We start from the raw sequence: 23,402 nt of genomic DNA, 5'->3' as shown, positions 1-23,402 counted from the left end.
GGTCGCCTAGGCCTTCTTGGCCGCGTCGCCGACGGTCTGGATGAGCTTCTCCGGGCTGCCGTCGCCCGCCATGAGGTCGACCACGCCGACGTTCATCGCGTTGCCGACGTTCAGGCCGTAGACGGTGTCGAGCCACTGGGAGACGTAGGGCGCGTCGTTGTACGCCGCGATGATCTCCTTCAGGTACGGCTCGGTGACCGCGGTCTGCGCCTCGGTGTTCACTGGCGGGGCGTTGAAGGCCGCGTAGTACTCCTTCTGCACGTCGGCGGTGCCGATGTAGTTGAGGAAGTCGACGCACGCCTTCGGGGCCTGCGCGGAGCAGGAGTACCCGTCGATGCCGCCCATGATGGAGCCGGGCTCGCCCGCGCCGCCGGAGATCTCCGGGAAGGGGAACCAGGACAGGTCGGCCAGCGGCTTCGTGTCCGGCGTCAGGCCCGCGATGACTCCCGGGTCCCAGGCGCCCATGAGCTCCATGGCAGCCTTCTTGTTGGCGATGAGGCCGGCCGAGGAGCCGGCGCCCTGCTGCGCCGCCGTGGTGAGGAAGCCGTCGTTGAAGGGGTTCGTGCCCACGAGGTCCTCGACGTCCTGGCCCGCCTTGATCCAGCAGTCGTCGCTGAAGTCCTTGTCCGTGGCGGCCTTCTCGAGCGTGGCGGAGCTGCACTCGCGGAGCGCGAAGTTGAAGTACCAGTGCGCGGCGGGCCACGCGTCCTTCGCGCCGAGCGCGATGGGGGCGACGCCCGTGGCCTTGAGCTTCTCGACGGCCGCGTCCAGCTCGTCCATGGTCTTCGGCGTCTCCGTGATGCCGGCCGCCGTGAAGAGGTCCTGGCTGTAGAAGATGCCGCTGGGGAGCACGGCGACGGGCATGGCGTAGGCCTTGCCGTCGATCGAGTTCGCGTCGAACGCGCTCTGCGCGATGCCGGCCTTCGCGTCGGCGGAGATGCCGTCCGTGATGTCCATGACCTGTCCCGCCGCGACCGTGGCGGCGAGCTTGCCGCCACCGCGCTGCAGGAAGATGTCGGGCGCGTCGCCCGAGTTGAGCGCGGTCTGGAGCTTGCCGTCGAGGTCCTCGTTCTGGACCGACGTGGGCGTGACCGTGACGCCCGGGTTCGCGGCGTTGAAGTCCGCGGTCGTCTTGTCCCAGAACGCCTTGCCCGGGCCGGTGGTGGAGTTGTGCCACAGCGTCATCTCGACGGGTCCGCCGTCGTCGCCGCTGCCGGATCCGCTGCCGCTGCAGCCGGTGAGGGCGAGGGCCCCCACGAGCAGGGCCGCGGATCCCGTGAGGATCTTCCGTGCCTTCATGTCGTTCTACCTGTCTCTTCATTGAGCGCACCCTGGCGGGTGTCGGGGGGGGACGTGCACGAGCCGCGTGCCTGGTGCTGTGGGGTGCGACTCGGTCCGGGCCCTCTGTCGCGTCGTCGCGTCGTCGCCTCGTCGTGACGGGGGCCGGTCGGGCCAGTCTCGGTCGCTGCCGGATCTTCGTCAAACGTTTTCGAAATCCTTTTCTCCGGGCGTAGGGTCCAGTCCATGTCCCGCCGCCCCACCATCCACGACGTCGCCGCTGCAGCCGGCGTCTCGGTGTCCACCGTGTCCAAGGCGGTGAACGGGCGGTACGGGATCTCGGCCGAGACGTCGAGCCGCGTGATGGAGGTCGTCGAGCGCCTGGGCTACGAGTCGAGCCTCGTCGCGAGCAGCATGCGCTCCCACCGCACGGGCGTGATCGGCGTGCTGGTGGCGGGCTTCGAGCCGTTCAGCGCGGAGATCCTCAAGGGCGTGGGCGCGGCCCTCCGGAACTCGCGCTACGACCTGCTGGCCTACAGCGGATCCCGGCAGGTGGACAACACGGGGTGGGAGCGCCGGTCGCTGAGCCGGCTGAGCGGCACCCTCATCGATGGCGCGATCATGGTCACGCCCACGGTCGTGACGGCGCAGACCGAGATCCCCGTCGTCTCCATCGACCCCCACACGGGACCCGCCGACCTGCCGAGCGTCGAGTCCGACAGCCTCGGCGGCGCGCTCCAGGCGACGCGGCACCTGCTCGAGCTGGGGCACAGGCGGATCGGGTTCCTCGCGGGCCGCCCCGACCTCCGCTCCGCGAGCCTGCGCGAGGCCGGCTACCGGCGCGCGCTGCAGGACGCCGGCATCGCATTCGACCCGGCGCTCGTGCGCGGGGGCCTCTTCCTCACGGCCGCCGCCCGGGAGCCGGCGCGCGCGCTGCTGTCGATGCCCGACCGGCCCACCGCGATCTTCGCGGCCAACGACCTCTCGGGCATCGGCATCCTGCAGGTGGCGGCCGAACTCGGGATCCGCGTGCCCGAGGACCTCTCCGTCATCGGCTTCGACGACATCCCCGAGGCCTCCCAGATGACGCCGCCGCTCACGACCATCCGTCAGCCCATGCAGCGCCTCGGCACCACCGCGGTGGACCTCCTCATGTCGCTGATGGGCGGCACCGATCCCGACGCGATGCACGTGCAGCTGCCGACGCGGCTGGTGCGCCGGGCGACGACGGGGCCGCCGCCGGCGCGCAGCCGCTGACCGGCGGTGCGCGGACCTGCCAGGCTCGACGCATGGGAGACGACGACGACGCCGAGCGGCCCGGGCTCCCGGTGTCGCACTGGATGCGCCGCGAGACGCCCGAGGAGGGCCGCGAGCGGAACGACCTGAACGTCAGCGCCTTCCTCGTGCAGTTCTACGCGGTGATCCCGCTGGTGGTCGTGGCCTTCTTCCTCCCGGCGGGCGCCGTCCGCGGCACGTGGGTCGTCATCGTGCTCGGCGGCTTCTGCGTGTGGCTCGTCCTGCGGGCCACACGCGCGCGGCGTCGGCACGCGGACGCGAGCGCCTCCCCCGACGGCGGGGCTTCCGAGACCGACACGTCATCGCCCGACCCCGGCGCCTGATCCGCCCCTGCCAGGCTGGGCGCATGCACCACGACGACTGGGACGCCCGGATCGCCTCCTTCTGGGCGAGCGCCGACGACGAGCGCGCGGACGAGACCGTCGCCGGGATGCGCGCGCTCATCGCGGAGCGCCCGGCCGACGATCCGCGATCCCTCTTCGAGCTGGCCTGCGCGCACGACTTCGTGGGACGCGAGGCGGAGGCCGTGCCCCTGTACCGCGCCGCGCTCGACGGCGGGCTGGATCCGGAGCACCGGCCGCTCGCGGTGATCCAGCTCGCGAGCTCCCTGCGCAACGTCGGCGAGGCCCGGGAGGCGGTCGCGCTCCTGGAGGCGATGCCCGACGACGCGCACGCACCCGGCCGCGACGCGTTCCTCGCGCTCGCGCTGCACGACGCCGGCCGCCCGACGGAGGCGCTGGCCGTGGCGCTGCGCCGGCTCGCGCCCGCTCTGCCGGGCTACGGCCGCGCCGTATCGGCGTACGCGGACGAGCTCGCAGATCGCGACCGCGCGGAGGACTAGGAGCCGGGCGTCACGCGCGCCGGGTCGACCGCGGTCGTGCCGGATCCGGCGGCGGCGGCCTCCGGCTCGGGATCCGCATCCGCCGCGTCCGCCTCCGCCTTCTTCTCCCGGGCGATGCGGATCGCCGCGCGGCCGGAGGGCAGCGAGATGGCCACCGAGATCACCACGACCGTGATGATCCCCGCGGCCACGAGGAGCTCCTGCACGCTGAACACGTCGGCGAGCGGGCCGAACGCGACCGCGCCGATCGGGGTCGCGAGCGCCATGACGATGCCGACGTAGCTGAAGACGCGGCCGTGCATCTCGGGCGCGACGGTCTCCTGCACGAGCGTCATGAACGGCGCCGAGAACAGCGGCACGAACAGGCCGATCGCGAACATGAAGCCGTAGAACACCCAGAGGTTGGGGCTGAGGCCGAGGCCCGCCGTGAAGATCGCGAAGCCGAAGCAGCTGACGAGGATCAGCGTCATGCGGTCGGACTTCGCGAACAGCGTCGAGACGAGCGCGCCCCCGCCGAGCATGCCGACGCTGAAGGCGATCTCGAGCACCGTCACCATCCACACCTCGGTGCCGTAGGTGCGGGCCACGAGCAGCGGCGTGATGAACGACGGCGCCACGGTGAGCAGGAAGATGATCGCGAAGACCACGAGCAGCCAGCGGACGACCGGGTTGCCGCCGATGTAGCGGATCCCCTCGACGAGGTCCTCGCGGTAGGTCGACGTCTTGTCGGCGATGGACGCGAGCGTCGGCACGGCGACCGAGAGCAGGAACGCGATGCCGATGGCGGCCGTGATCGCGTCGACGAAGAAGAGAGGCACGAGGCCGTAGGCGGCGAAGATCGCGCCCGCCGCGGCCGGCGCGAGCAGGGCCATCGCCGACTGGATGGTGCCGAAGATGCCGTTCACGCGCAGCAGCTGCTCCGGCGGCACGATCTGCGGGATCATCGCCTGCACCGCGGGCGTCTGGAACCCGGCGCCGACGGAGCGCACGGCGACCGCGAGCAGGATGATCCAGAGGTCGGTGACCCCGTTCATCATCAGCAGCGCGAGCGCGAGGGTGACGATCGCGATGCTGCTGTCCGAGACGATCACGAGCACGCGCCGGTTCATGCGGTCGGCGAGCGTGCCGCCGAAGATCGAGACGATGCCCTGCGGCAGGAACGCGCAGACCGCGTAGAGCGCGACCGCGAGGCCCGAGCGGGTCTCGAACGTGACGTACCACATGACCGCGTACTGGACGAGCATCGAGCCGAACAGCGAGACGGTCTGCCCGCTGAGGAAGAGGGTCGCGTTGCGCTTCCAGCGGGCGGCGACGACGGCCCGGTCGGCGGCGCTCATGGCGGGCGTCTCGGGCACGTCGGCGTGCGCTGCCGGGTCGCTCATCGGATCCTCGCCTGCTCGCGTTTCCTCGGGTGTGGGACGCCAGGCTACGGGGCGGCGGGGGTGGCGCGCCAGGGGTGATGCGCGACGATCAGAGGTCCCGGCTCGCCAGCACCACGTCGGAGTCGGAGGGCGTGATCTGCACCTCGCGGATGCGGTCGATCGGGAGGCTCGAGGTCGCCGCGAGCTGCGTCGCCTCCGCCTGGCCCGCGCCCCACGTGGCGACGACCGTGCGGGTGCCGTCGTCGTCGATCGCGACGAGGTCGTAGGCGCCCTTGCCCGCTCCGCCGCCCGCGTAGGCGCAGCTCCAGTCGAAGCGCGTGCCCCACGGCTTGGCCGTCACGGCGAGCTGCGCCGTGACGCCCTCGTCGAGGTCGGAGCGCATGCTGACGGCGTCGGCGGGCAGGCCGGTGTCGGAGGTCGGGTCCTGGGCGGGCGACGAGACGGCGGGGGTCGGATCCGCGACGGGCGCGCTCACGCCGGCCCGCAGCGCGGAGCCGAGGGCGGCGCCGCCCGCGAGGAGCGCGACGGCGGCGGCCGCGAGGATCCACCGGCCCGTGCGGCGGGTCAGCGGAACGCGGGAGGCACCGGCGAGGGCGCGCCGACGGCGGCGCGGCACCCGGTGGGCGGACGCGTCCGGCGCCGTCGCGACGGGCTGCGGCACGGCGGGGGCCTCGGGCTCGTCCATGAGCGCGATCGCCTCCTCGACGGGCAGCATCCGCAGCACGCCGGGCAGCCCGGAGAGCTCGGCGAGGGAGCGCATGCACGCGTCGCACCCCTCGAGGTGGTCCTCGAAGAGCGCGCGGTCGGTGGCGCTCAGGCTGCCGAGCACGTACGCGGCATCCCACTCGTGGATGTCGTCGGCGCGGTCGTTCATCGGGTGACTCCTCGTTCCTGCAGGGCGAGACGGAGCGCCTTGAGCGCGTAGTGGAGGCGGGACTTGATGGTGCCGGGCGGGACGCCCTCGCGTTCGGCGGTCTCCGCGACCGACCGGCCCAGGTGGTAGCAGCTGACGACCGCGCGGCGGTGCTCCGCGGAGAGCGACGCGAGCGCCTCGGCGACGAGCAGGCGGTCGATGATGGCGTCGGACGCGTCGGCGACGGGATCCTCGGGAAGGGTGTCCGTCGGCGTCTCGCGGCCGCGCCAGGCGCTGCGCCGGTCGTCGATCACCAGGTTGCGCACGACGGTGAAGAGCCAGCGCCGGGCGGACTCGTCGTCCTCCGCGAGGATCGCCGGCGAGCGCCAGGCCCGCAGCAGCGCCTCCTGCACGACGTCCTCGGCGAGCGCCGGATCCCCCGTCAGCCGCAGCGCGTACCGCTGCAGCGCGGGTGCGTGCGCATCGTGCAGCGCCCGCATGCGGGCCGTGCTCTCCGTGGTCATCCGTGCCTCCTCCTTCCACGACGAGACGGAAGGCCGGATGGTTCACCGCTCCGGGGAATCATCGCAGGGCGATCTGCGAACCTGGCAGGAACCTGAACCCGTGAACCGTTCCCGCGGCTGGTCCGTCGTCCCTGATGTCGGCGCGTCACATCGCGGCGGACGAAGACGCACCATCCGGATCAGGAGACCCCCATGCAGAAGAAGAGCAAGATCATCCTCGGCACGAGCGCGGCAGTGGTCGTCGTGCTCGGTGTCAGCGCCGCCGCGTTCGGCCCCGCGTTCTACCGCGACGTGATCGTCGGCGCCCCCGCCGCCGCCCCGTCGGTCTCGGCCGACCCCGCCGACTCCACGCTCGACACGAGCGACCTGTCCGGCGACTGGCAGATCGGCACCGGCAGCACCGCCGGATACCGCGTCGCCGAGGTGCTCAACGGCACCGACGTGACCGTCGTCGGCAAGACCGAGAACGTGACCGGCGACGTGAAGGTCGACGGATCGACCCTCACTGCCGCGACCGTGAAGGTCGACGTCGCGAGCATCGCCACCGACGCGGCACCCCGCGACGAGTACTTCCGCGGCACGGCCATGGAGGTCTCGAAGTACCCCGACGCGACCTTCACGCTCACGCAGCCGGTCGACGCGGCCGTGCCCGCGAGCGGCCAGGTCGCGACGGTCGACGCGACCGGCGAGCTCACCATGCACGGCGTGACGCAGACCGTCACCGTGCCGCTGCAGGCCGCGCTCTCGGGCGACGGCGTGCAGGTGAGCGGATCCATCCCCGTCACCTTCTCCGACTACGGCGTCCAGGCTCCGAGCCTCGGCTTCGTGAGCGTCCAGGACAAGGGGACCGTCGAGTTCCTGGTGAAGGCGACGCCCGCGAAGTAGTCGCGGACCGGCCCCTGGGGCCGCCCCAGACGAGGGGAGGAGGAGCGCGTTCGGGACGCTCCTCCTCCCCTTCTGCGTGCCCCGGTCGGTGCGGGTCCGGGGCTCCGGACCCACGCACGTCCGCGCGCCCCGCGCTCCGTCTGTCCACGGGCGGCGGGTCCTGAGGACGGTCGGGAACGTTCCACAGCATCGCGCGCCTATGGTCATCGCGGTCCGGCGAGGGTGTTCCCGCCTGGACGCCATTCACTGCCCACGACAGAGAGATGACACGACCATGTCCGTCACCCGCTCAGCGTTCCGCACCCGCCCCGTCGCGGTCGCCGCCCTCGCGACGCTCGCCCTCCTCGGCGTCCCCACCGCCGCCCAGGCCGCCACCCCGGCCCACGCCGCCACCGCGGACAGCGCATCCGCCCACCACCACGCGGCCTACCCCCTCCGCCAGTACACGATCCCCGCCGTGGACGGCTCCGGCTTCGGCGACGCCACCCTCTACGCCCCGCAGGACACGGGCAAGAAGGCCCTCGGCGCGATCGTCGTCGCACCCGGCCTGAAGGGCACGCGCTCCGACCTGGAGTGGCTGGCCAAGGACCTCGCCGGCGAGGGCTTCATCGTGCTGAACATGAACACCCTCGGCAGCTACGACCTCCCGAACCAGCGCTCCTACGAGATGCTCGCCGCGGCCAAGTACCTCGCCACCGCGAGCCCGGTGAAGGACCAGGTGGACCCCGCGGACATCGGCGTCGTCGGCTACTCGCTCGCCGGCGGCGGCGCCCTGCAGGCCGCCGTGGAGCAGCACGGCCTCAAGGCCGCGGTCGCCCTCATGCCGTACGACTTCCCCGCCGGCACGACCGACCCGTACCACCCCACCCAGTCGCCGACGTACCCCACCATCACCACCCCGACGCTGGTCATCACCGGCCAGGCCGACACGACCGCTCCGGCGTCGTTCATGGGCAAGCCCGCCTACGACTCCATCCCCGCCTCCACCCCCAAGCAGTACCTGGAGCTCCGCGGCGCGGACCACTACGCGGCTCGGGCGAAGACCGACGGCACCGTCCGCGACGCCGTGACGAACTTCCTCAAGGCGTACCTCGACGGCAACAGCGCCTACAAGAAGTACGTCTGCCCCGCCCAGCCGGTGTCGGCCGCCATCAGCGACTCCGCCAGCTCCTGCCCCCGCTAGATCCGATCCACGGCCTCCTGGCCTGACGAGAGCGGCGTGCGACCCTCGGTCGCACGCCGCTCTCGGCATTCGGCGGGTCCGGGATGTCCCCACGACCCCCGGGGTGGCACGACCCCTACTCGTCGTCCATGTCGGCGGCGAAGCGGCGGAAGTCGCCGCGCTCCTCGTGCATCGCCCAGAGGGTGTCGGCGAGGGCCATCGGGTCCTTCGTCGGGTGCCCCGGGGTGATGGCGCCGGGGATGATCAGCTGGCCCACGTGGATCCCGTCGCCGGCGAGCGCCTCGTGGATCATCTGCCCGTAGGCGCTCTCGCCCGCGAAGGCGATGGAGGTGCCGGCGTACTTCGGCAGCGGCTGCACCGCGGTGCCGCCGTTGATGAAGAGGACCGTCCCGCGCCCGAGCACGCGCATCCCCTGCAGCACCTGGTGCACGGCGGCGACGGGCGCCTGGATGGAGAACTCGAACGCGCCGACGAGGTCGCCGGGCGTCGTCTCAAGCACCGGCCGCAGGAACTCCTTCTGCGGCAGCGGGCTGTACTGGAGGACCTCGACGGGACCGAGGTCCTGCGCCGCCCGGTCGAGCGCGGCGGCGAGGGCCACGTGGTCGCGGACGTTCGCGACGTAGCCGCGGGCGGTGATCCCCTCGTCGGAGAGCGTGCGCGCGAGCTCGTCGACGCGCTCCTGGCTGCGCGAGATGAGCGCGACGGCGAAGCCCTCGGCTCCGAAGCGGCGGGCGACGGCGGCGCCGAGGCCGGCGCCGGCCCCCACGATGGCGATGGTGGTCATGGTTCTCCTCCTGCGGATCGGACGGATGGCACGGCCCGGCGTCGGGTGCGCGCGGCTCGTGCCTCCGACGCTAGGCCGGTCGGGCTCGGAGCGTCGGGGCCGCCGGATCGCCCCGCCGACGAGCGGACAGCTCCTCCCGCAGCAGGCGCACGTACGGCAGGCGCTCCTCGGGCGTCGCGAAGCCGGGCAGCGGCGCGGATCCGTAGAGGTCGTTCCCCTCAGCGCGCGGGAACACGTGCACGTGCAGGTGCCACACGTCCTGTCCGCCCGCGGTCTCGTTGTGCTGCCGGATCGAGATGCCCGCGCAGCCGTACGCCGCGCGCATCGCCACGGCCACCTCCTGCACGAGGTCCATCACGGCGTGCAGGTCGGCGGGCACCACGGAGTAGAGGTCGCGGACGTGGACCCGCGGGATCACCAGGGCGTGCCCGCGGTTGCGCGGCCACCAGCGCGGCGCGATGACGGCGACCGCGCGCTCGCGCTCGGCGACGACGTCCTGCGGCAGCGGGGCGACCATCGGCTCGGCGCGGAGGAGCGCGCAGAACGGGCAGGGTGCCGCGTCGTCCCCCGTTCCGCTCACGACGACGACGCCTCCAGCAGCGCCCGCGCGGCGTCGCGGACGACCACCATCGGCCGCGCGAAGGTGCCCATGCCGAGCGTCACGAGGCCGCCCTCGTAGATCAGCATCAGCGTGCGGGAGGTGGCGGCCGGATCCGGCACCGCGGCCTCGCGGCACAGGTCGCGGAGGAGCTCCAGCATCCACGCCTTCTGCCGCATGACCTCGGGGAGCACGTCGTGACCGTCGTCCTCGTCGCCCAGCTCGCCTTCGCCGAGCTCCGCGCGCGCGTTGATCGCGCTGCAGCCCTTGGGCGTGTACGCGTCGGCCCACGCGATCGCGGCGTCGAACACCGCCAGCACCCGCTCGATCCCGGGCTCCGGCGTGCGGGCGAGCCGCGCCCCGAGGTGCTCGCGCCAGCGGGCGTCGCGGTGCTGCAGGTACGCGACCACCAGCTGCTCCTTGGAGCCGAAGCGGTCGTAGATCGTCTTCTTGGTGACGCCGGCGGCCGCGGCGATCGCATCGACGCCGACCACGTGGATCCCCCGCGCGTAGAAGAGCTCGGACGCCGCGTCGAGCACGCGGCGGGCCCCGGGGGTGAGCGGGGTGAGGTCGGGGACGGCGGTGGGCACGCGTCGAATATACCGGTCTGTATAGTCGAGCCCATGACAAGTAGACAGATCGGTATACCTCGACCGCTGGTGACCGTCTTCGCCGCCGCCGGCTTCGTACTCGCCTGGAGCTCCGGCTTCCTCATCGCGGCCGTCGGCACGGTCGAGGTGCCCGCGACGACGCTGCTCGTCTGGCGGTTCGCGCCGCTCGCCGTCGTGCTCGTGACGCTGGTCGTCGCGACCGGCGCGGCCCGCGGGATCGCGCCGCGGATGCTCGGGCGGCAGGCGCTCATCGGCGCGTTCGCGCAGCTCGGCTACTGCGCGTTCGTGTACGCGGCGATCGGCGCGGGCATCGCGACGGGCACGACCGCGCTGATCGACGCGGTGCAGCCGCTCGTGATCGCGACGCTCGTCGGACCGCTGCTCGGGCTGCGCGTCCGCGGCGCGCAGTGGGCCGGGCTCGCGCTCGGGGCGGTCGGCGTGGTGCTCGTGGTGCGGTCGCAGGCGGGGGCGGCGGACGCGGATCCGGTCGCCTACCTGCTGCCCGCGGCGGCGATGGCGTGCCTCGTCGCCGGGACGTTCCTCGAGCGCCGCTCGCACGGCCGGCCGCCCGTGCTCGTGACGCTGACCGTGCACGTCGTCGTCACGACGGTCGCGCTCGTGGTCGCCGCGATCGCGACGGGGACGCTGGCGCCGCCCGCGGATCCCGGGTTCTGGATCACCGCGGCCGTCGCCGCCCTCCTGCCGACCCTCGCCGCCTACGGACTGTACTGGTGGCTGCTCGAGCGGGTCGGGATCACGGCGACCAACGCGCTGCTGTTCCTCGTCGCGCCGACGACCGCGGCGGCGGGCGCGCTGCTGCTCGGGGAGCGGATCACGGCGGTCACGCTCGCGGGGTTCGTGCTGTGCGGCGCGGGCGTGGCGGCGGTGCTGGTGACGGAGGCCCGACGCGCCGCCACGGCGCCCGCCCGGATCGAGGACACCGCCGCGGACCACCCCAGTCCGGGTGCGGATCGCCGCGAGCCGGCCACCCGGGCCGCGTGACGCCCTAGGGTCCGGTCATGAGCGCTCCGCGGATCACCGTCGCCGGGGCGGGGCTGTGCGCCGCCGCCGTCCTCACGCTGAGCGGGTGCGCGGCGCCCGGCGGGGCGGGCGGCGGGCTCGGACCGGAGGAGCCGCCGATCATCCTGCCGACGTCCACCGCGTCTCCGACGCCGACGCCGACGGCCGACGCCGACGCGGGCGGCTTCACGGAATGCGCGGACGCCGCCCCCGCCGCGCTCGCCGCGGTGAACGCGAGCATCGCCGCGCATCCCGGGCCGTTCCCCGGACTCCGGCTCGACGGCCTCGAGACCGTCTGGGACGCGGACGAGGAGGTCTGGACGCTGGCCGGCATGGTCGGCCCGATGGGCGAGCCCGTGAGCCCCACGTCCGGGCACATGGTGGCGCTCTGGGCGACGGACCAGGATCCGACGCGCGCGGACTTCGCGGGCACGGTCTGGTCGGCCGTGAACGGGTCCGACATGGTCTCCGACGCCCCGCGTCTCGACTCGTTCCGACCGCTGACCATGGACGACCCCGACCCGGCGGGGCTCTGGTGCAGCGACCTCTACCCGGAGGCGGACGGCGGCACCGGCGGCTGATCCCGCCGCGTCGGCTGATCCGCGGCCGGCAGCCCCCGCAGCCACACGTCGACCTCGCGGGTGGACCGCAGCCGCACGACCCGGAGGTGCGCGTGCTCGACGAGCGCGCGCACCACGCGCTTCCGCGCCTTCGCGCGCCCTCGCCACCCCCAGCGGACGATGTGGTCCGGATCGGTGAGGATCGTCCGCATCGGCGGCTCGACGTTGCCGTGCCAGAGCGGCTCGCGGCGCCAGCGGCGGACGACCGTGCGGCGGATCAGGCGCCCCATCTGCACGGCCACGGGCAGGTCGAGCCAGACGAGCGTGTCGGCGCGCGACGGCAGCAGCTGCCCGAGCTGCGTCGTGTACTGCCACTCGGTGACCCAGGCGTCGCGCGACGAGAAGGCCTCGACGTCGGCGCGGAACGTGGGCAGCTCGGTCCACGCGGGGCCGTGGAAGAGCGAGTCCATCTCGGTGTGCGGGAGGCCCGTGCGCTCCTGGATCCGCCGGGCCAGCGTGGTCTTGCCGGCCCCCGCCGGCGCGCCGATGAGGATGCGCCGGGCGGGTGGATCCAGGCGCGGGAGAGGTCCGAGCATCCCGCGATCCTAGGGCGAGCGGGCGGGGCGCCGTCGGGATCCGCCCCCGTCCTCCCGCCGGGACGACCCGCCCGCGACCGGGACGCCGCCGGGTACCGTGGTGCCGCCCGCGACGACGGGACGCCCGACCGGAAGGACCCGATCATCCGCTCGATCACGCGCGACGACGCGCACCCCGCCCCCGTCTTCACGACCGCGACCGCGGCGCCGACCTGGGAGGAGGGCGTCGTCGTCGGCAGCGGGCGCGTCGGCGCCGTCGCGCACGGGCCGGCCGACGCGATCACCGTCTCCCTCGCGCACGAGCGCTGGTTCCCGCCGGTGAACCCGCGGCCGCACGCGCCCGACCTCCGGCCCCGCCTCGACGCCATCCGCCGGGCCCTCCTCGCGGGCGACCCGGACACGGCGAGCGCCGAGCTCATGGCGGGCGCGCGGGACAGCGGCTACGGCGACGACCTCGTCTGGACGGATCCGCTGGGCATCTGCGCGACGCTCGTGATCCGCACCGCGGGTGGCGTCGCCCGCATGCGACGCACCCTGGACCCGGTCGGCGGCGAGGCCGCGATCGCGTGGACGGATCTCGCGGGCGGCCGGCACGCGCTGCGCCTCATCGCGCCGCGCGACGGATCCGCCTGCTGGCTGGCGCTCGAGTCCGACCGGGATTCCGAGACGGTCGTGGAGCTCGGCCTCGGCGCGGGCGACGCGACGGCGCTGTACACGGGCGGGCCCGACGCGTCCGCCGCGGTGCGCACGTCGGTCGCGGGCGGCACGCGCGGGATCCTCACGGCCGAGGCCGGCGCAGGCGAGGACGCGCTGCGGACGGTCACGGCGGTCGACGCTCCGGGCCCGGGCGCCGCGGGCGGCGCGGGCGTCGCGGGCGTCGCGTGGGAGGTCGACGGCGGATCCGCGCGCACGACCATCCGTACCGGCCCGGGCGCGACGGCGCTGCTGCGCCTGTCCGTGGCCGTGGGTCCCGCATCCGCGGCACCGACGCCCGACATCCCTCTGGTGGCGACGCCCGCGTGGGAGGACCTGCGGGCCGCCCAGCGCGCGACGCACGGCCGGCTCGTCGCCGCATCCGCCCTCGACCTCCGCGGCGAGGCGCCGGGGCACGACGCCGCGGACGCCGCCGACGCTGCCCCCACCACCGAGCGCCTCTGGGCGGCGGCCCGCGCGGGCGACCCCGCTGCCCGCCGCCGCGTCGTCGAGGTCGCGTACCTCAGCGGCCGCGCGGCGATCATCTCCGCCACGGGCGAGCTGCCGGCCACGCTGCAGGGCGTGTGGCAGGGCACCTGGCGCCCAGCCTGGTCGGCCGACTACACGCTCAACGGCAACGTGCAGAACGGCGGGATCGCGAGCCTCATCCCCACCGGCACGCCCGAACTCGCGCTGAGCCTCCTCGAGCTGGTGCTCCCCCACCTCGACGACTTCCGCGAGAACGCCCGCCGCGTCTTCGGCGCCGAGGGCATGCTGCTGCCCGCGCGCATGTCCACGCACGGCCGGGCGGACCACTTCGACGCCGACTACCCGATGCCGTTCTGGCAGGGCTGCGGCGGCTGGATCCTCCGCGTCGCCGCCGACGCCGTCGCCACGACGGGCGACCGCGGCATCGTCGATGACCGGCTGTGGGAGCTCGCCGAGGGCGTCCTGCGCTTCGCCGAGACCGCCACCGTGATGGTCGACGGGGTGCGCCGGCTCGTCCCCTCCTACTCGCCCGAGAACACGCCCGCCGGCGAGCGCGTCCCCGCGGCGACCGACGCGACGATGGACGTGTCGATCCTCCGCGACGCCGCCCGCTCGACGGCCCTGCTCGGCCGGGCCCGCGGCGACTCCTCGCTCGACGCGCGCTGGGCCGCCGTGGTCCGCGACCTGCCGCCGTACCGGGTGGCCGACGACGGCACGCTCGCCGAGTGGCTGGATCCGCGCTGGCCGGAGCGGATCGCGCACCGCCACGCGTCGCAGCTGCACCCGCTCTGGTACGAGGCGGATCCCGCGTTCGTCGGCGACGGCGACGAGGCCGCCCGCCTCCGCGCCGCGGCCGCCGCGACCGTCGCCGCGAAGATCGCCTGGCGCGCCGAGGACCCGACCCCGCCGCCCGGGCGGATGGGCATGGCGTTCGGCCTGGTGCAGGTGGGCCTCGCGGCCGCGGCCCTCGGCGACGGCGAGGCGGCGCTCACGTGCGTGGAGTGGCTCGCCGTCGAGCACTGGAGCCCCGCCCTCACGAGCCGGCATGACGCCGGCCGCATCTTCAACCTCGACGCGAGCGGCGGCCTGCCCGCGCTCGTCGCGGCGATGCTGCTCGGATCCGACGCGGGGTCGCTCGCGGTCCTCCCGGCGCTGCCCGCGGCGTGGGCGCGCGGATCCGTGACCGGGCTCCGGGCGCGCGGCGGCCTGGTCGTCGACCGGCTCGACTGGGATCCGTCCGGCGCGTCCCTCGTGGTGCGGCGCGTGCCGGGCGCGGAGTGGCTGGCGCCCGCGGGCGGCACGGCGCTGCGGCTGCCGCGGGCGGCTTCGGTGCGCGTGGACGGGCGCGAGCGCGACGCCGGCGCGCGCATCGCGTTCGGCGCGGACGCCCTGCGCGTCGAGCTCGCGTGGCTGCCCGGGCCCGTACGGTGATCCGCGTGACCCCTGCCGCCGGATCCGCCGCCCGTCTCCTCGCCGCCTACGACGCCCAGCTCCGCACCGACGCCGAGACGCCGAGCGCGCTCGATGTCCGGCTGCTCGGCCCGCTGCGGCTCGTCGTCTTCCCCGGCGGGCGCGGCTTCATCACCTACGCCGACCTCGGCGGCCTCGACGAGGCCGGCCTGCGCGAGCTCGTCCCCGCGGCGCTGGCCCGCTTCCGCGACGACCCCGCGATCACGACCGTGGAGTGGAAGACCCGGGGACACGACCGCGCACCCGGGCTCGATTGCGTCCTCCGCGCCAACGGCTTCGTCCCCGAGGAGCCCGAGTCGATCATGCTGGGCGAGGCCCGGGCGCTCGCGGTCGATGTGCCGCTGCTCGCGGGCGTCACGCTCCGGCGCATCACCGCGGACGCCGACGTGCGGGCGATGAGCGCCATGCAGGACGAGGTCTTCGGCGACGCGGTGTCCGCAGATCACGCCGACGCGATCCTCCGCCGCCTCCGGCTCGACGACGGCATAGAGCTGTGGGTCGCGGAAGCCGAAGGGCGGATCGTCTCGGCGGGCCGGCTCGAGCCCGTCGCGGGATCCGACTTCGCCGGCCTCTGGGGCGGCGCGACCCTGCCGGAGTGGCGCGGCCGCGGCATCTACCGCGCGCTCACGGCCGCCCGCGCGCGCTCGGCCCTCGCCGCCGGCCGCACCCTGATGCACAGCGACTCGACCGACTTCTCCCGCCCGATCCTCGAGCGCTCCGGCCTCATCGCCTGCTCGACGACCACGCCGTACGCCTGGTCGCGCTGAGGCGGTCGCGGCCCCGACCATCCCGCGCCCGCCGGAGTTGACTGGCCGGATGCAGACGTTCCTCCCCTACCCGGACCTCGCGGAGAGCATGGCCGTGCTCGACGACAGGCGGCTCGGGAAGCAGCGCGTCGAGACGCTCCAGGTGATGAAGGCGGTGACCGTCGCCGGCTACGGCTGGCAGAGCCACCCCGTCACGCGCATGTGGCGCGGCTACCGGCCCGCGCTCATGGAGTACCAGGAGGCGACATGCGCCGAGTGGACCCGCCGCGGCTTCGCGGACACGTGCTTCGAGAAGACGCTCGCGGTCATCGCCGAGGTGCCCGAGGACCTCGCCGCCTACACGGAGGGCCGCATCGCGCTGCCGCCGTGGTGGGATCGCGCGGATCTGCACCTCTCCCACCGCTCGAAGCTGCTGGCCAAGGCGCCGGAGCTGTACCGGCCGGCGTTCCCCGGGGATCCCGACGACCTCGACTACGTGTGGCCGGGCGCCGGCGCGTGATCGATTCCCTCACGCGGGGGTACCGTTGTCGCGTGAGCATAACGAGCAGCGCGGCGCCCTCGGGGCGTGGGGAGGTCGTCGGCGGCACGTCCGTCGGCACCAGGTAGTCACCGGATCCGTCGCCGCGCCCCGCGAGGGCCGGCCGCACCCGGCGCGCCGTCGATCCCCGAGGATCCGGCCGCCTCTCCCGACACCCGCTCCCGCGGCACCGCCGCGACCCCGCACGAAGGGCACCACATGCTCCCCTTGACCGAATCCGCCATCCGCGCCTCGCTCGTCAACGCCTCCCAGCGCGAGGCGCGCGACCTCCGCCTCCCCGAGGGCTTCGCCGACCTCGCCTGGGACCGCCTCGACTTCCTCGGCTGGCGCGACCCGAAGGCGCCGCAGCGCGGCATCGTCGTCGCCCCCGTCGGCGACGAGCTGATCGGCGTGCTGCTGCAGCAGTCCTCCACGGCACCGCGATCCCGCGCCCAGTGCACGTGGTGCCAGGACGTGCGCCTGCCGAACCCCGTCGTGTTCTACGGCGCGCGCCGGGCGGGCGCCGCGGGGCGCAACGGCAACACCGTCGGCACGCTCGTCTGCACCGACTTCGAGTGCAGCGCCAACGTGCGGAAGCCCCGGCCGATCCCGTACCTCGGCTTCGACCCCGCGGCGGCGACGGCGCAGCTCATCGACGACCTGCGGAACCGGGTGGCCTCGTTCGCGGCCGACATCGCGTCGACCGCCTGATGCGGGCTGACGGCGGCGTGACCCGCTGACCCGCGCGTCCGCGTCCGCGTCCGGCTCCGCCATGCTCGGAGCATGCTGCTGCGCACCGTGATCCTGTTCGCCCTCGCCGCGGTCGCCGAGATCGGCGGCGCCTGGCTCGTGTGGCAGGCGGTGCGCGAGGGGAAGCCGTGGTGGTGGGCCGGGCTCGGCGTCATGGCGCTCGGCGCGTACGGCTTCATCGCGTCGCAGCAGGCGGACGCGTCGTTCGGGCGGATCCTCGCGGCCTACGGCGGCGTGTTCGTCGCGGGCTCGCTCGTGTGGGGCGCCGTCGTGGACGGCTACCGGCCCGACAGGTGGGACGTGATCGGCGCCGTCGTCTGCCTGCTCGGGGTCGCCGTGATCATGTTCGGGCCGCGCGGGCAGGGCGCCTGACGGGGTCCCCGTACGACAGCGCGCGCCCGCCCCGGAGGGCGGACGCGCGCGTGATTGGGTCGGCCGGACCAGCGCATCGGGGCAGCTGACCCGACCGGGTCGGTGGGCCGGCTCAGCTCTCCGGCGTGCAGACGGTCGCGAGGGCCGTGCGGAAGGCCTTGCGGTGGGCGTCGTCGAGGCCCTGGCCGAGCTGGCCGCGGGCGTCCTTCACGAGGTGGCCGCAGGCCTGGTCGTCGAGCGCGGCGGACGCGGCGCCGATGGCCGGCACGAGCCGGGCATCCACGGCGTTGATGCGCGGGCGGACGCTCGTGGTGAGGTCGGGCGCGGTGGTGGGCGCCTCGTCGGGGTGCGCGTGCCAGCGGGCGATGAGCGCGTACTGCACCTGCTTGCTGGCGACGATCTGCGCGCGGATGATGCGCTCGGCCGCGACCGGGTCGACACCGTCGGCCTTCGCGGCGGCGATGGTGGCGTCGACGACGGCCTGCTCGCGCGCGGGATCCGCCACCGCCTTGCCCGAGAGCCACTTCGACGCGGCCACGTCGTCGGCGATCTCGAGGCGGTCGAGCGCGGCGGACGCGACCGCGGTGACCGCCTGCTGCTCCGCCGGGTCGCGCGGGCACGCCTGCGCGGGCGCGGCGGCGCCGAGGAGGGCGGCGAGGGTGACGGCGAACGCGGACGTGGCGAGCAGGGCGCGGCGGGGCATGGCGGATCCGTTCTGAGAGGAGCGGGCGGGCGGAGGTCGGGCGCGGGCGATCGGGTCGGTCGGGTGCCGTGAGCATAGGCAGAGGACGCGCCCGGGTGTCCGCGGGAGTGCACAGGCCGGCCCGACCGGGGGCGCGCGACCGCGGCGACCGCGTCGCTAGCGTGGGCGCATGACGACGCCCGACACCGCGCCCGCCCCCGGCACGACCCTCGACGATCCGGCGGCCCGGGCGATCCCCGGCGTGCGCGGCGCGCTCCTCGCGCTGGCCGTCGGCGTGGCCGCGGCGGTGCTCGGGCTGCTCCCGTGGATCCTCTCCGGGCTGCGCCTGCCGATGCAGAACCTGTGGGCGGAGGACGTGACGTCCGCGGCCGACATGCCCATCGCGCTGCTGCCCTTCAACCAGTACACGGCGGGCCTCCTGGCCGCGGTGATCCTGGTGGGCGGCGGCATCGCGGGCGCCGCGGCGCGCGCGCTGCGGTCGCGGCTCCCCCGGCACGGGTCATGGCTCGTGGTCGCGGGGCTGCTCCTCGTGCAGGTCGTCGCGCTCGTGCAGACCGCCACGGTGACGGCCGACGGGCTCGGCATGGACGACGTCTCGGGCGCAGGCGGCCGCACGGGCGCCTCGATCAGCGAGGCGCAGGTCTACCTCGTCGCGTTCGTGGGCGGCACCGCGGCGATGATCCTGCTCGCAGCCGTCGTCGCCGCGCTCCTCGCGCGTGCGCCCGCGGGCCTCGCGGTGGTCGCCTCGGCCTTCCCGGTGGTGCTGCTCGGCGAGTGGCTCGGCGGGTTCGTGTCCCCGGGCCCGACCGGCGTGCTCAGCGACGCGGCGTACGCGATCCTGCCCGTGATCTCGTGGGTGCCGCCCGTCGTGCTCGGCATCGCCATCGCGCTCACCGGGCTGCGCTCGGTCGGCCGCGTGATCGGCTCGGTCGTCGCGGTGCTGCTGCTCTGGCTCGGCACGGCCGTCGTGGTCGGCGTCACCTACGCCCTCGGCAACCGCGTCCTCCTGCGCTACCCGCTCGAGCTCCTCGACGCCGGCGGCATGGTGGGCGGCGCGGTCCTCCGCGGCGAGGGCGGCGTGCTCGGGCAGCTCGCGGTGGCACTGCTCGTGGGGATCCTCGGCGCGCTCGTCGTGCGCGCGGTGCGGCGACGGCGGGTGGTCAGCGCGGCGTGACCCGTCTGGGCGGCCGGGATCGGCGGCTCAGCCCGCGAGCTCCCGCAGCAGCCGCGGCAGGTCGCGCATGTCGTCGAAGACGGTCGCGCCCGCGTCCCGCAGACGGTCGGCCGGCGTCAGCCCGCCCGCGTAGCCGAGCGCGCGCATGCCCGCGGTGAGCGCGCCCTGGACGCCGTAGGGGCTGTCCTCCACGACGACGCAGCGCGCGGGATCCACGCCCATGCGCGCGGCCGCGAGCAGGAAGAGGTCGGGGGCGGGCTTGCCGTGCGCCACCTCGGTGGCGCTCGAGATCCGGCCGTCGAAGCGCGGGAGCAGGCCGGTGCGCGCGAGGTTCGCGCGGATCTTCGGGTGGTCGCCGCTGGACGCCACGCAGGTCGGCAGGGTGATGGCGTCGAGCGCCTCCCCGATCCCGTCGACCGGCCGCAGGTGCTCCTCGAACGCGTCGGCGTACCAGCGCGCGTAGGGCGCGTCCCAGTCGTCGGCGAGGTCGCGGCCGAGGTGCGCCGCGACCTCGGCGGTGAAGGTCGCGTGCGACTTCCCGACGAAGCGCTCGACGATCTCCTCGGTCGTGATGTCCCAGCCGAGCTCCGCGAGCACGCGTCGGTCGACCTCGACGGCGAGCACCTCGCTGTCGACGAGCACGCCGTCGCAGTCGAGGATCACGAGATCCACCGGCGCGCTCACGCCGTGGTGCGCTCCGCGGCGGCGGCGGCGCGCATCACGCCCGACGGATCCACGAGCACGCCCGCGAAGGCCAGCTCGGCCGCGCCGATCATCAGCCGGTCGGGGCCGAGGGCCGCGCGGCGGATGCGCAGGGCCTCGCGCGCGCCGGGGAGCGCCTGGGCGGTGGCGCGGGCGAGGATCCGGTCGGGATCCGCCGCGTGCAGCGACCCGAGGAACCCGCCGAGCACCACGAGCGACGGGTTGAAGATGTTGACGACGTTGCGCAGCGCGACCGCCAGGTTGTCGATCTGCCGCTCGACCTCGCGGGTGATCGCCGGATCCCCCGCCTCGAGCGCCGCCGCGAGCACGTCGCCCAGCTCGTCGGCGCGGGCGCGCGGCAGGCCCGTGACCTCGAGCAGGGCGTCCTGGCCGACCGTCGTCTCCAGGCAGCCGACCGCGCCGCAGTGGCAGAGCTCGCCGCCGGAGTCCACGAGCGTGTGGCCGAGCTCGCCGCCGTAGCCCTCCGCGCCGCCGAACGGGCGCCGGCCGATGAGCACGCCGCCGCCGACGCCCGACGCGCCGCCGTTGAGGTAGACGAGGTCGTCGACGTCCCGGCCGGATCCGAAGCGCCCCTCGGCGACGGCCGCGAGGCTCGCGTCGTTGGCGGCGAGCGCGGGCAGCCCGGTGGCGTCGGCGAGGAGCGCCGCGAACGGCTCGTCGACCCAGCCGAGGTGCGGCGCGAGGCGCACGATGCCGCCGTCGAAGCGCACGAGGCCGGGGACCGCGACGCCGATGCCGAGCACGCGCGCGTCGGGCCGGGTCGCGCGGAGGTCGGCGCGGATCCCGTCGATGATCGCCGCGGCGAGCCGGGCGGCCTGCGCGGCGGTCGGCACCCCGTCGGTGTCGCGGCGGATCCGCTGCTGCACGACGCCGTCCAGGCCGACGAGCCCGACCGTCACCGCGTCGATCTCGGGGTTGACCGCGAAGACGACCACGCCCGGGTCGGCCGAGACGATGGGGCTCGGCCGGCCGACGCGGTTGGTGCCCGGCGGCTCGGACTCGACGACGAGCCCCAGCTCCTGCAGCTCGCCCACGAGCGCGGCGATGGTGGAGCGGTTGAGGCCGGTCTCGCGCGTCAGCTCCGAGCGCGACGCGGGGCCGGTCTCGTGCACGATCTGCAGCACGGTCGCGAGGTTGGAGCGGCGGACGTGGTCGGGCGTGGTGCCGCGGGAGCGGGGATCCGGCGCGAGCGGGACCGACCGGGCGGGATCCACGACCGATGCGAGCGGCTCGGGCGCGCGCGCGGCACCGCCCGTCTCATCGCCGGTCACTGGATCCCCACCCGATGAGGCTACCCGGCGGCGGCCGGGCGGGCGACGGCGGCGACGCCCTCCAGGCCTGCGCGGCCAGCGGACTCCGGCGGCCCCTGGAGCGCCTCCCGCACGCCCCGCTCGCGCCACGACTCGAGCCGCGCGCGCACGTCGTCGCGCCGCTCGTCGGCGAGCGCGGTCGCGTAGGCGCGCTCGAGCACGTCGTCGATCGCGAGCCGCCGGCCGGTGCCCTTCGACTCGATCGCGGCCTCCACCATTGCGAGGCTCATCACGTTGCCGTGCACCTCGCCGTGCGGCCGCTCCCCCGTGCGCAGCGCGCGGACGAACGCGCGCAGCGAGCCGGCGATCTCCACGCCCACCGACGCGGCGGCCGCGGGCGCCGGGGGCGGGCCGTCGGGCGCGTCCGTGATCTCGCTGGTGGGCTCGTGGTCGCCGTCCCACAGCGCGGTGCCGTGCGCGCCGCTCACCCGCCAGGATCCGTTCCACGACGTCTCCGCGCCCGGGCTGCACCAGCTGCCCGTGTAGACGTACCGCACGCCGCCCTCGAACGCGAAGACCGCGGTGGCTCCCGCGTCGCCGCGGTACCAGCTCCACGCGGGGTTGTACGACTCGCAGTAGACGCTCACGGGATCCGCGTCGAGCAGGTACCGCACCGCGTCGAACTGGTGCACGGCCATGTCGAGCAGCAGCACGTCGTCCATCTCCTCGCGGAACCCGCCGAAGTGCGGGGCCTTGAAGAACTCCGTGGTGACGATGCCGACGCCGCCGAGGTCGGCCGCCCGCCGCTTGAGCGCGACGAGGTGGTCGTTGTAGCGGCGCGACTGGCTGACCATGAACAGCTCGCCCGTGATCTCCGCGGCCGCCGCGAGCGACAGCCCCTCGGCGACCGTGAGCGCGACGGGCTTCTCGCCGAGCACCGGGATCCCCGCGAACAGCGCCTGCGTGGTGACGGGGTGGTGCGCGCGCGGGATGGTGACGTCGATCACCGCGTCGGGCCGGACCCGCGCGATCAGCTCGCCGAGGTCGGTCGACGCCTCCGCCGACGCCCCGTGCGCCGCAGCACCCGCCCGCGCCGCCTCCTCATCGAGGTCGACGACGCCCACGAGCTCGACGTCGGGATCCTCCGCGATGGTCTCCAGCCACTGCCGCCCCATGCCGCCCGCGCCCACCTGCACGACCCGCAGCCGCGCGCCGTCAGCCGGCGCGACGATCCGGTGGGCGGCGCCCGTGCGCTCCTCCACGTCCGTCATCGCTCGAGCGCCCCGGCGTAGTCGGTGCCGTCGTAGTACTCGCCGAGCTCGTAGCGCAGCAACGTGGGCGTCTCGCGCCGGTCGGGCCGCGCCCACTCGCAGGCGTTCGCGATCACGCGGCGGACGTCCCGGTGGTGGTACACGGGGAAGTCCTGGTCGCCGGGCGAGAAGAAGAAGATCCGGCCGAAGCCGCGGCGGTAGGTCATGCCGCTGCGGAACACCTCGCCTCCCGTGAAGCCCGAGATGAAGACGAGCTCGTCGGGCGTGGGCACGTCGAAGTACTCGCCGTACATCTCCTGCTCGTCGATGACGATCGGGTTCGGCACGCCGCGGGTGATGGGGTGCTGCGGGTTCACGGTCCACACCAGCTCGCGGTCGTGCTCGCTGCGCCAGCGGAGGGTGCACGTGGTGCCCATCAGCTTCGTGAAGATCTTCGACCAGTGCCCGGAGTGCAGCACGATGAGGCCCATCCCGTCGAGCACGTGGCGGTGCACCCGATCGACGATCTCGTCGTCCACCTCGGCGTGGGCCGCGTGGCCCCACCAGGTGAGGACGTCGGTGCGGGCGAGCAGCTCCTCGGTGAGGCCGTGCTCGGGCTGCTCCATGGTCGCGATCTCGACGTGCGCGTCGGGCAGGTTCTCCTGCACGCCCTCGGCGACGGCGCCGTGCATCCCGGTCGGGTAGCGGTCGCGGACGTGCTGCTCGATCTGCTCGTGGCGGTTCTCGCCCCAGACGGTGACGCGGAGCGGGGATGCGGTGTCGGTCATGGTGTCTCTCTCTCGGAGGGGTCGTGCGGGATGTCGGGGGCGGCG

General features: G+C 74.6%; 26 protein-coding genes. 13 read left to right on the top strand and 13 right to left on the bottom strand.

The genetic code is table 11. The annotated features are described in order from the left end of the window. Nucleotides 1–6: 6 nt before the first annotated feature. Nucleotides 7–1,299 (bottom strand): extracellular solute-binding protein, encoded by a 1,293-nt coding sequence (locus JOE38_RS11830; protein ID WP_204576467.1) that lies wholly within the window; start codon nucleotides 1,297–1,299, stop codon nucleotides 7–9. A gap of 225 nt (nucleotides 1,300–1,524) precedes the next feature. Here JOE38_RS11830 and JOE38_RS11825 point away from each other — a divergent pair, with 225 nt between their 5' ends. The 3 genes from JOE38_RS11825 to JOE38_RS11815 are packed head-to-tail and all read left to right on the top strand — an operon-like array spanning nucleotide 1,525 to nucleotide 3,415. Further along, nucleotides 1,525–2,535 carry a LacI family DNA-binding transcriptional regulator gene (locus JOE38_RS11825; protein WP_204576466.1) on the top strand — a complete coding sequence of 337 codons (1,011 nt, stop codon included), beginning with the start codon at nucleotides 1,525–1,527 and terminating at the stop codon, nucleotides 2,533–2,535. A gap of 32 nt (nucleotides 2,536–2,567) precedes the next feature. Further along, nucleotides 2,568–2,897: a hypothetical protein gene (locus JOE38_RS11820; RefSeq protein WP_204576465.1), complete on the top strand. Its 330-nt coding sequence runs from the start codon at nucleotides 2,568–2,570 to the stop codon at nucleotides 2,895–2,897. 23 nt (nucleotides 2,898–2,920) lie between these two features. Further along, the gene (locus JOE38_RS11815; protein ID WP_204576464.1) at nucleotides 2,921–3,415 is read left to right on the top strand and encodes a tetratricopeptide repeat protein; all 495 of its coding nucleotides are present in this window, start codon (nucleotides 2,921–2,923) and stop codon (nucleotides 3,413–3,415) included. Here JOE38_RS11815 and JOE38_RS11810 read toward each other — a convergent pair. The 3 genes from JOE38_RS11810 to JOE38_RS11800 all read right to left on the bottom strand — a co-directional run bounded on the left by JOE38_RS11810 (nucleotide 3,412) and on the right by JOE38_RS11800 (nucleotide 6,174). Continuing rightward, nucleotides 3,412–4,797, bottom strand: a complete 1,386-nt coding sequence (locus JOE38_RS11810) for an MFS transporter (RefSeq protein WP_204576463.1) — start codon at nucleotides 4,795–4,797, stop codon at nucleotides 3,412–3,414. The two genes, JOE38_RS11815 and JOE38_RS11810, sit on opposite strands and share 4 nt — an antisense overlap. A gap of 88 nt (nucleotides 4,798–4,885) precedes the next feature. Next, complete coding sequence (locus tag JOE38_RS11805) at nucleotides 4,886–5,671, bottom strand: anti-sigma factor family protein (protein WP_204576462.1); 786 nt, start codon at nucleotides 5,669–5,671, stop codon at nucleotides 4,886–4,888. After that, the gene (locus tag JOE38_RS11800; protein ID WP_012298279.1) at nucleotides 5,668–6,174 is read right to left on the bottom strand and encodes a sigma-70 family RNA polymerase sigma factor; all 507 of its coding nucleotides are present in this window, start codon (nucleotides 6,172–6,174) and stop codon (nucleotides 5,668–5,670) included. Before JOE38_RS11800 ends, JOE38_RS11805 begins: the two co-directional genes overlap by 4 nt. Before the next feature lie 192 nt (nucleotides 6,175–6,366). Between JOE38_RS11800 and JOE38_RS11795 the strand changes: the two genes are divergently transcribed. Together JOE38_RS11795 and JOE38_RS11790 are read left to right on the top strand one after the other, a co-directional pair. After that, nucleotides 6,367–7,059, top strand: coding sequence for a YceI family protein (locus JOE38_RS11795; RefSeq protein ID WP_204576461.1), 693 nt, complete (start codon nucleotides 6,367–6,369; stop codon nucleotides 7,057–7,059). A gap of 274 nt (nucleotides 7,060–7,333) precedes the next feature. Then, nucleotides 7,334–8,242: an alpha/beta hydrolase gene (locus tag JOE38_RS11790; protein WP_204576460.1), complete on the top strand. Its 909-nt coding sequence runs from the start codon at nucleotides 7,334–7,336 to the stop codon at nucleotides 8,240–8,242. A gap of 115 nt (nucleotides 8,243–8,357) precedes the next feature. Here JOE38_RS11790 and JOE38_RS11785 read toward each other — a convergent pair whose 3' ends face one another. From JOE38_RS11785 to JOE38_RS11775, 3 genes are all read right to left on the bottom strand, one after another. After that, nucleotides 8,358–9,026 carry an SDR family NAD(P)-dependent oxidoreductase gene (locus JOE38_RS11785; protein WP_204576459.1) on the bottom strand — a complete coding sequence of 223 codons (669 nt, stop codon included), beginning with the start codon at nucleotides 9,024–9,026 and terminating at the stop codon, nucleotides 8,358–8,360. Nucleotides 9,027–9,096: 70 nt separating this feature from the next. Further along, on the bottom strand, nucleotides 9,097–9,606 hold the full coding sequence (locus JOE38_RS11780; protein WP_307838868.1) for an HIT family protein: 510 nt from the start codon (nucleotides 9,604–9,606) through the stop codon (nucleotides 9,097–9,099). Next, nucleotides 9,603–10,214, bottom strand: coding sequence for a TetR/AcrR family transcriptional regulator (locus tag JOE38_RS11775; protein ID WP_204576458.1), 612 nt, complete (start codon nucleotides 10,212–10,214; stop codon nucleotides 9,603–9,605). Before JOE38_RS11775 ends, JOE38_RS11780 begins: the two co-directional genes overlap by 4 nt. Before the next feature lie 69 nt (nucleotides 10,215–10,283). Here JOE38_RS11775 and JOE38_RS11770 point away from each other — a divergent pair, with 69 nt between their 5' ends. After that, entirely contained in the window at nucleotides 10,284–11,237 is a 954-nt protein-coding gene (locus JOE38_RS11770; protein WP_204576457.1) for a DMT family transporter, read from the top strand. 17 nt (nucleotides 11,238–11,254) lie between these two features. After that, a complete protein-coding gene (locus JOE38_RS11765; RefSeq protein ID WP_204576456.1) occupies nucleotides 11,255–11,836 on the top strand; it encodes a hypothetical protein in 582 nt (193 codons plus the stop codon). On the opposite strand, the gene JOE38_RS11760 is transcribed toward JOE38_RS11765, so the two are convergent. Then, nucleotides 11,803–12,411, bottom strand: coding sequence for an AAA family ATPase (locus tag JOE38_RS11760; protein ID WP_204576455.1), 609 nt, complete (start codon nucleotides 12,409–12,411; stop codon nucleotides 11,803–11,805). The genes JOE38_RS11765 and JOE38_RS11760 overlap by 34 nt on opposite strands. Here JOE38_RS11760 and JOE38_RS11755 point away from each other — a divergent pair. From JOE38_RS11755 to JOE38_RS11735, 5 genes are all read left to right on the top strand, one after another. Then, a complete protein-coding gene (locus tag JOE38_RS11755; protein WP_204576454.1) occupies nucleotides 12,292–15,024 on the top strand; it encodes a glycosyl hydrolase family 95 catalytic domain-containing protein in 2,733 nt (910 codons plus the stop codon). The two genes, JOE38_RS11760 and JOE38_RS11755, sit on opposite strands and share 120 nt — an antisense overlap. A 5-nt stretch (nucleotides 15,025–15,029) precedes the next feature. Next, a complete protein-coding gene (locus JOE38_RS11750) occupies nucleotides 15,030–15,830 on the top strand; it encodes a GNAT family N-acetyltransferase (RefSeq protein ID WP_204576453.1) in 801 nt (266 codons plus the stop codon). 49 nt (nucleotides 15,831–15,879) lie between these two features. Next, nucleotides 15,880–16,329 carry an MSMEG_6728 family protein gene (locus JOE38_RS11745; RefSeq protein ID WP_204576452.1) on the top strand — a complete coding sequence of 150 codons (450 nt, stop codon included), beginning with the start codon at nucleotides 15,880–15,882 and terminating at the stop codon, nucleotides 16,327–16,329. 237 nt (nucleotides 16,330–16,566) lie between these two features. Next, nucleotides 16,567–17,058 (top strand): FBP domain-containing protein, encoded by a 492-nt coding sequence (locus JOE38_RS11740; protein ID WP_204576451.1) that lies wholly within the window; start codon nucleotides 16,567–16,569, stop codon nucleotides 17,056–17,058. A 72-nt stretch (nucleotides 17,059–17,130) separates the two neighbouring features. Continuing rightward, nucleotides 17,131–17,469: a YnfA family protein gene (locus JOE38_RS11735; RefSeq protein ID WP_204576450.1), complete on the top strand. Its 339-nt coding sequence runs from the start codon at nucleotides 17,131–17,133 to the stop codon at nucleotides 17,467–17,469. A gap of 112 nt (nucleotides 17,470–17,581) precedes the next feature. Here JOE38_RS11735 and aroQ read toward each other — a convergent pair whose 3' ends face one another. Continuing rightward, the gene (gene aroQ / locus JOE38_RS11730) at nucleotides 17,582–18,172 is read right to left on the bottom strand and encodes a gamma subclass chorismate mutase AroQ (RefSeq protein WP_204576449.1); all 591 of its coding nucleotides are present in this window, start codon (nucleotides 18,170–18,172) and stop codon (nucleotides 17,582–17,584) included. 169 nt (nucleotides 18,173–18,341) lie between these two features. Here aroQ and JOE38_RS11725 point away from each other — a divergent pair, with 169 nt between their 5' ends. Next, nucleotides 18,342–19,346 (top strand): hypothetical protein, encoded by a 1,005-nt coding sequence (locus JOE38_RS11725; RefSeq protein WP_204576448.1) that lies wholly within the window; start codon nucleotides 18,342–18,344, stop codon nucleotides 19,344–19,346. Nucleotides 19,347–19,373: 27 nt separating this feature from the next. Here the strand turns inward: JOE38_RS11725 and JOE38_RS11720 are convergent, their stop codons facing one another. Genes JOE38_RS11720 through JOE38_RS11705 form a run of 4 tightly spaced genes read right to left on the bottom strand, consistent with a single transcriptional unit; the run spans nucleotide 19,374 to nucleotide 23,357 of the window. Continuing rightward, a complete protein-coding gene (locus tag JOE38_RS11720) occupies nucleotides 19,374–20,030 on the bottom strand; it encodes an HAD family hydrolase (RefSeq protein WP_204576447.1) in 657 nt (218 codons plus the stop codon). Continuing rightward, nucleotides 20,027–21,340 (bottom strand): ROK family transcriptional regulator, encoded by a 1,314-nt coding sequence (locus JOE38_RS11715; protein ID WP_204576446.1) that lies wholly within the window; start codon nucleotides 21,338–21,340, stop codon nucleotides 20,027–20,029. The genes JOE38_RS11720 and JOE38_RS11715 overlap by 4 nt, the downstream gene beginning before the upstream one ends. Nucleotides 21,341–21,360: 20 nt before the next feature. Beyond that, on the bottom strand, nucleotides 21,361–22,590 hold the full coding sequence (locus tag JOE38_RS11710) for a Gfo/Idh/MocA family protein (protein WP_204576445.1): 1,230 nt from the start codon (nucleotides 22,588–22,590) through the stop codon (nucleotides 21,361–21,363). Then, on the bottom strand, nucleotides 22,587–23,357 hold the full coding sequence (locus tag JOE38_RS11705) for a ThuA domain-containing protein (protein WP_204576444.1): 771 nt from the start codon (nucleotides 23,355–23,357) through the stop codon (nucleotides 22,587–22,589). The genes JOE38_RS11710 and JOE38_RS11705 overlap by 4 nt, the downstream gene beginning before the upstream one ends. Nucleotides 23,358–23,402 lie beyond the last annotated feature (45 nt).

Source organism: Clavibacter michiganensis, assembly GCF_016907085.1.
In the GTDB taxonomy this organism is placed as follows: domain Bacteria; phylum Actinomycetota; class Actinomycetes; order Actinomycetales; family Microbacteriaceae; genus Clavibacter; species Clavibacter michiganensis_O.
The sequence above is the reverse complement of the archived record's forward strand: the minus strand, read 5'-3'. Positions and strand labels throughout refer to the sequence as shown.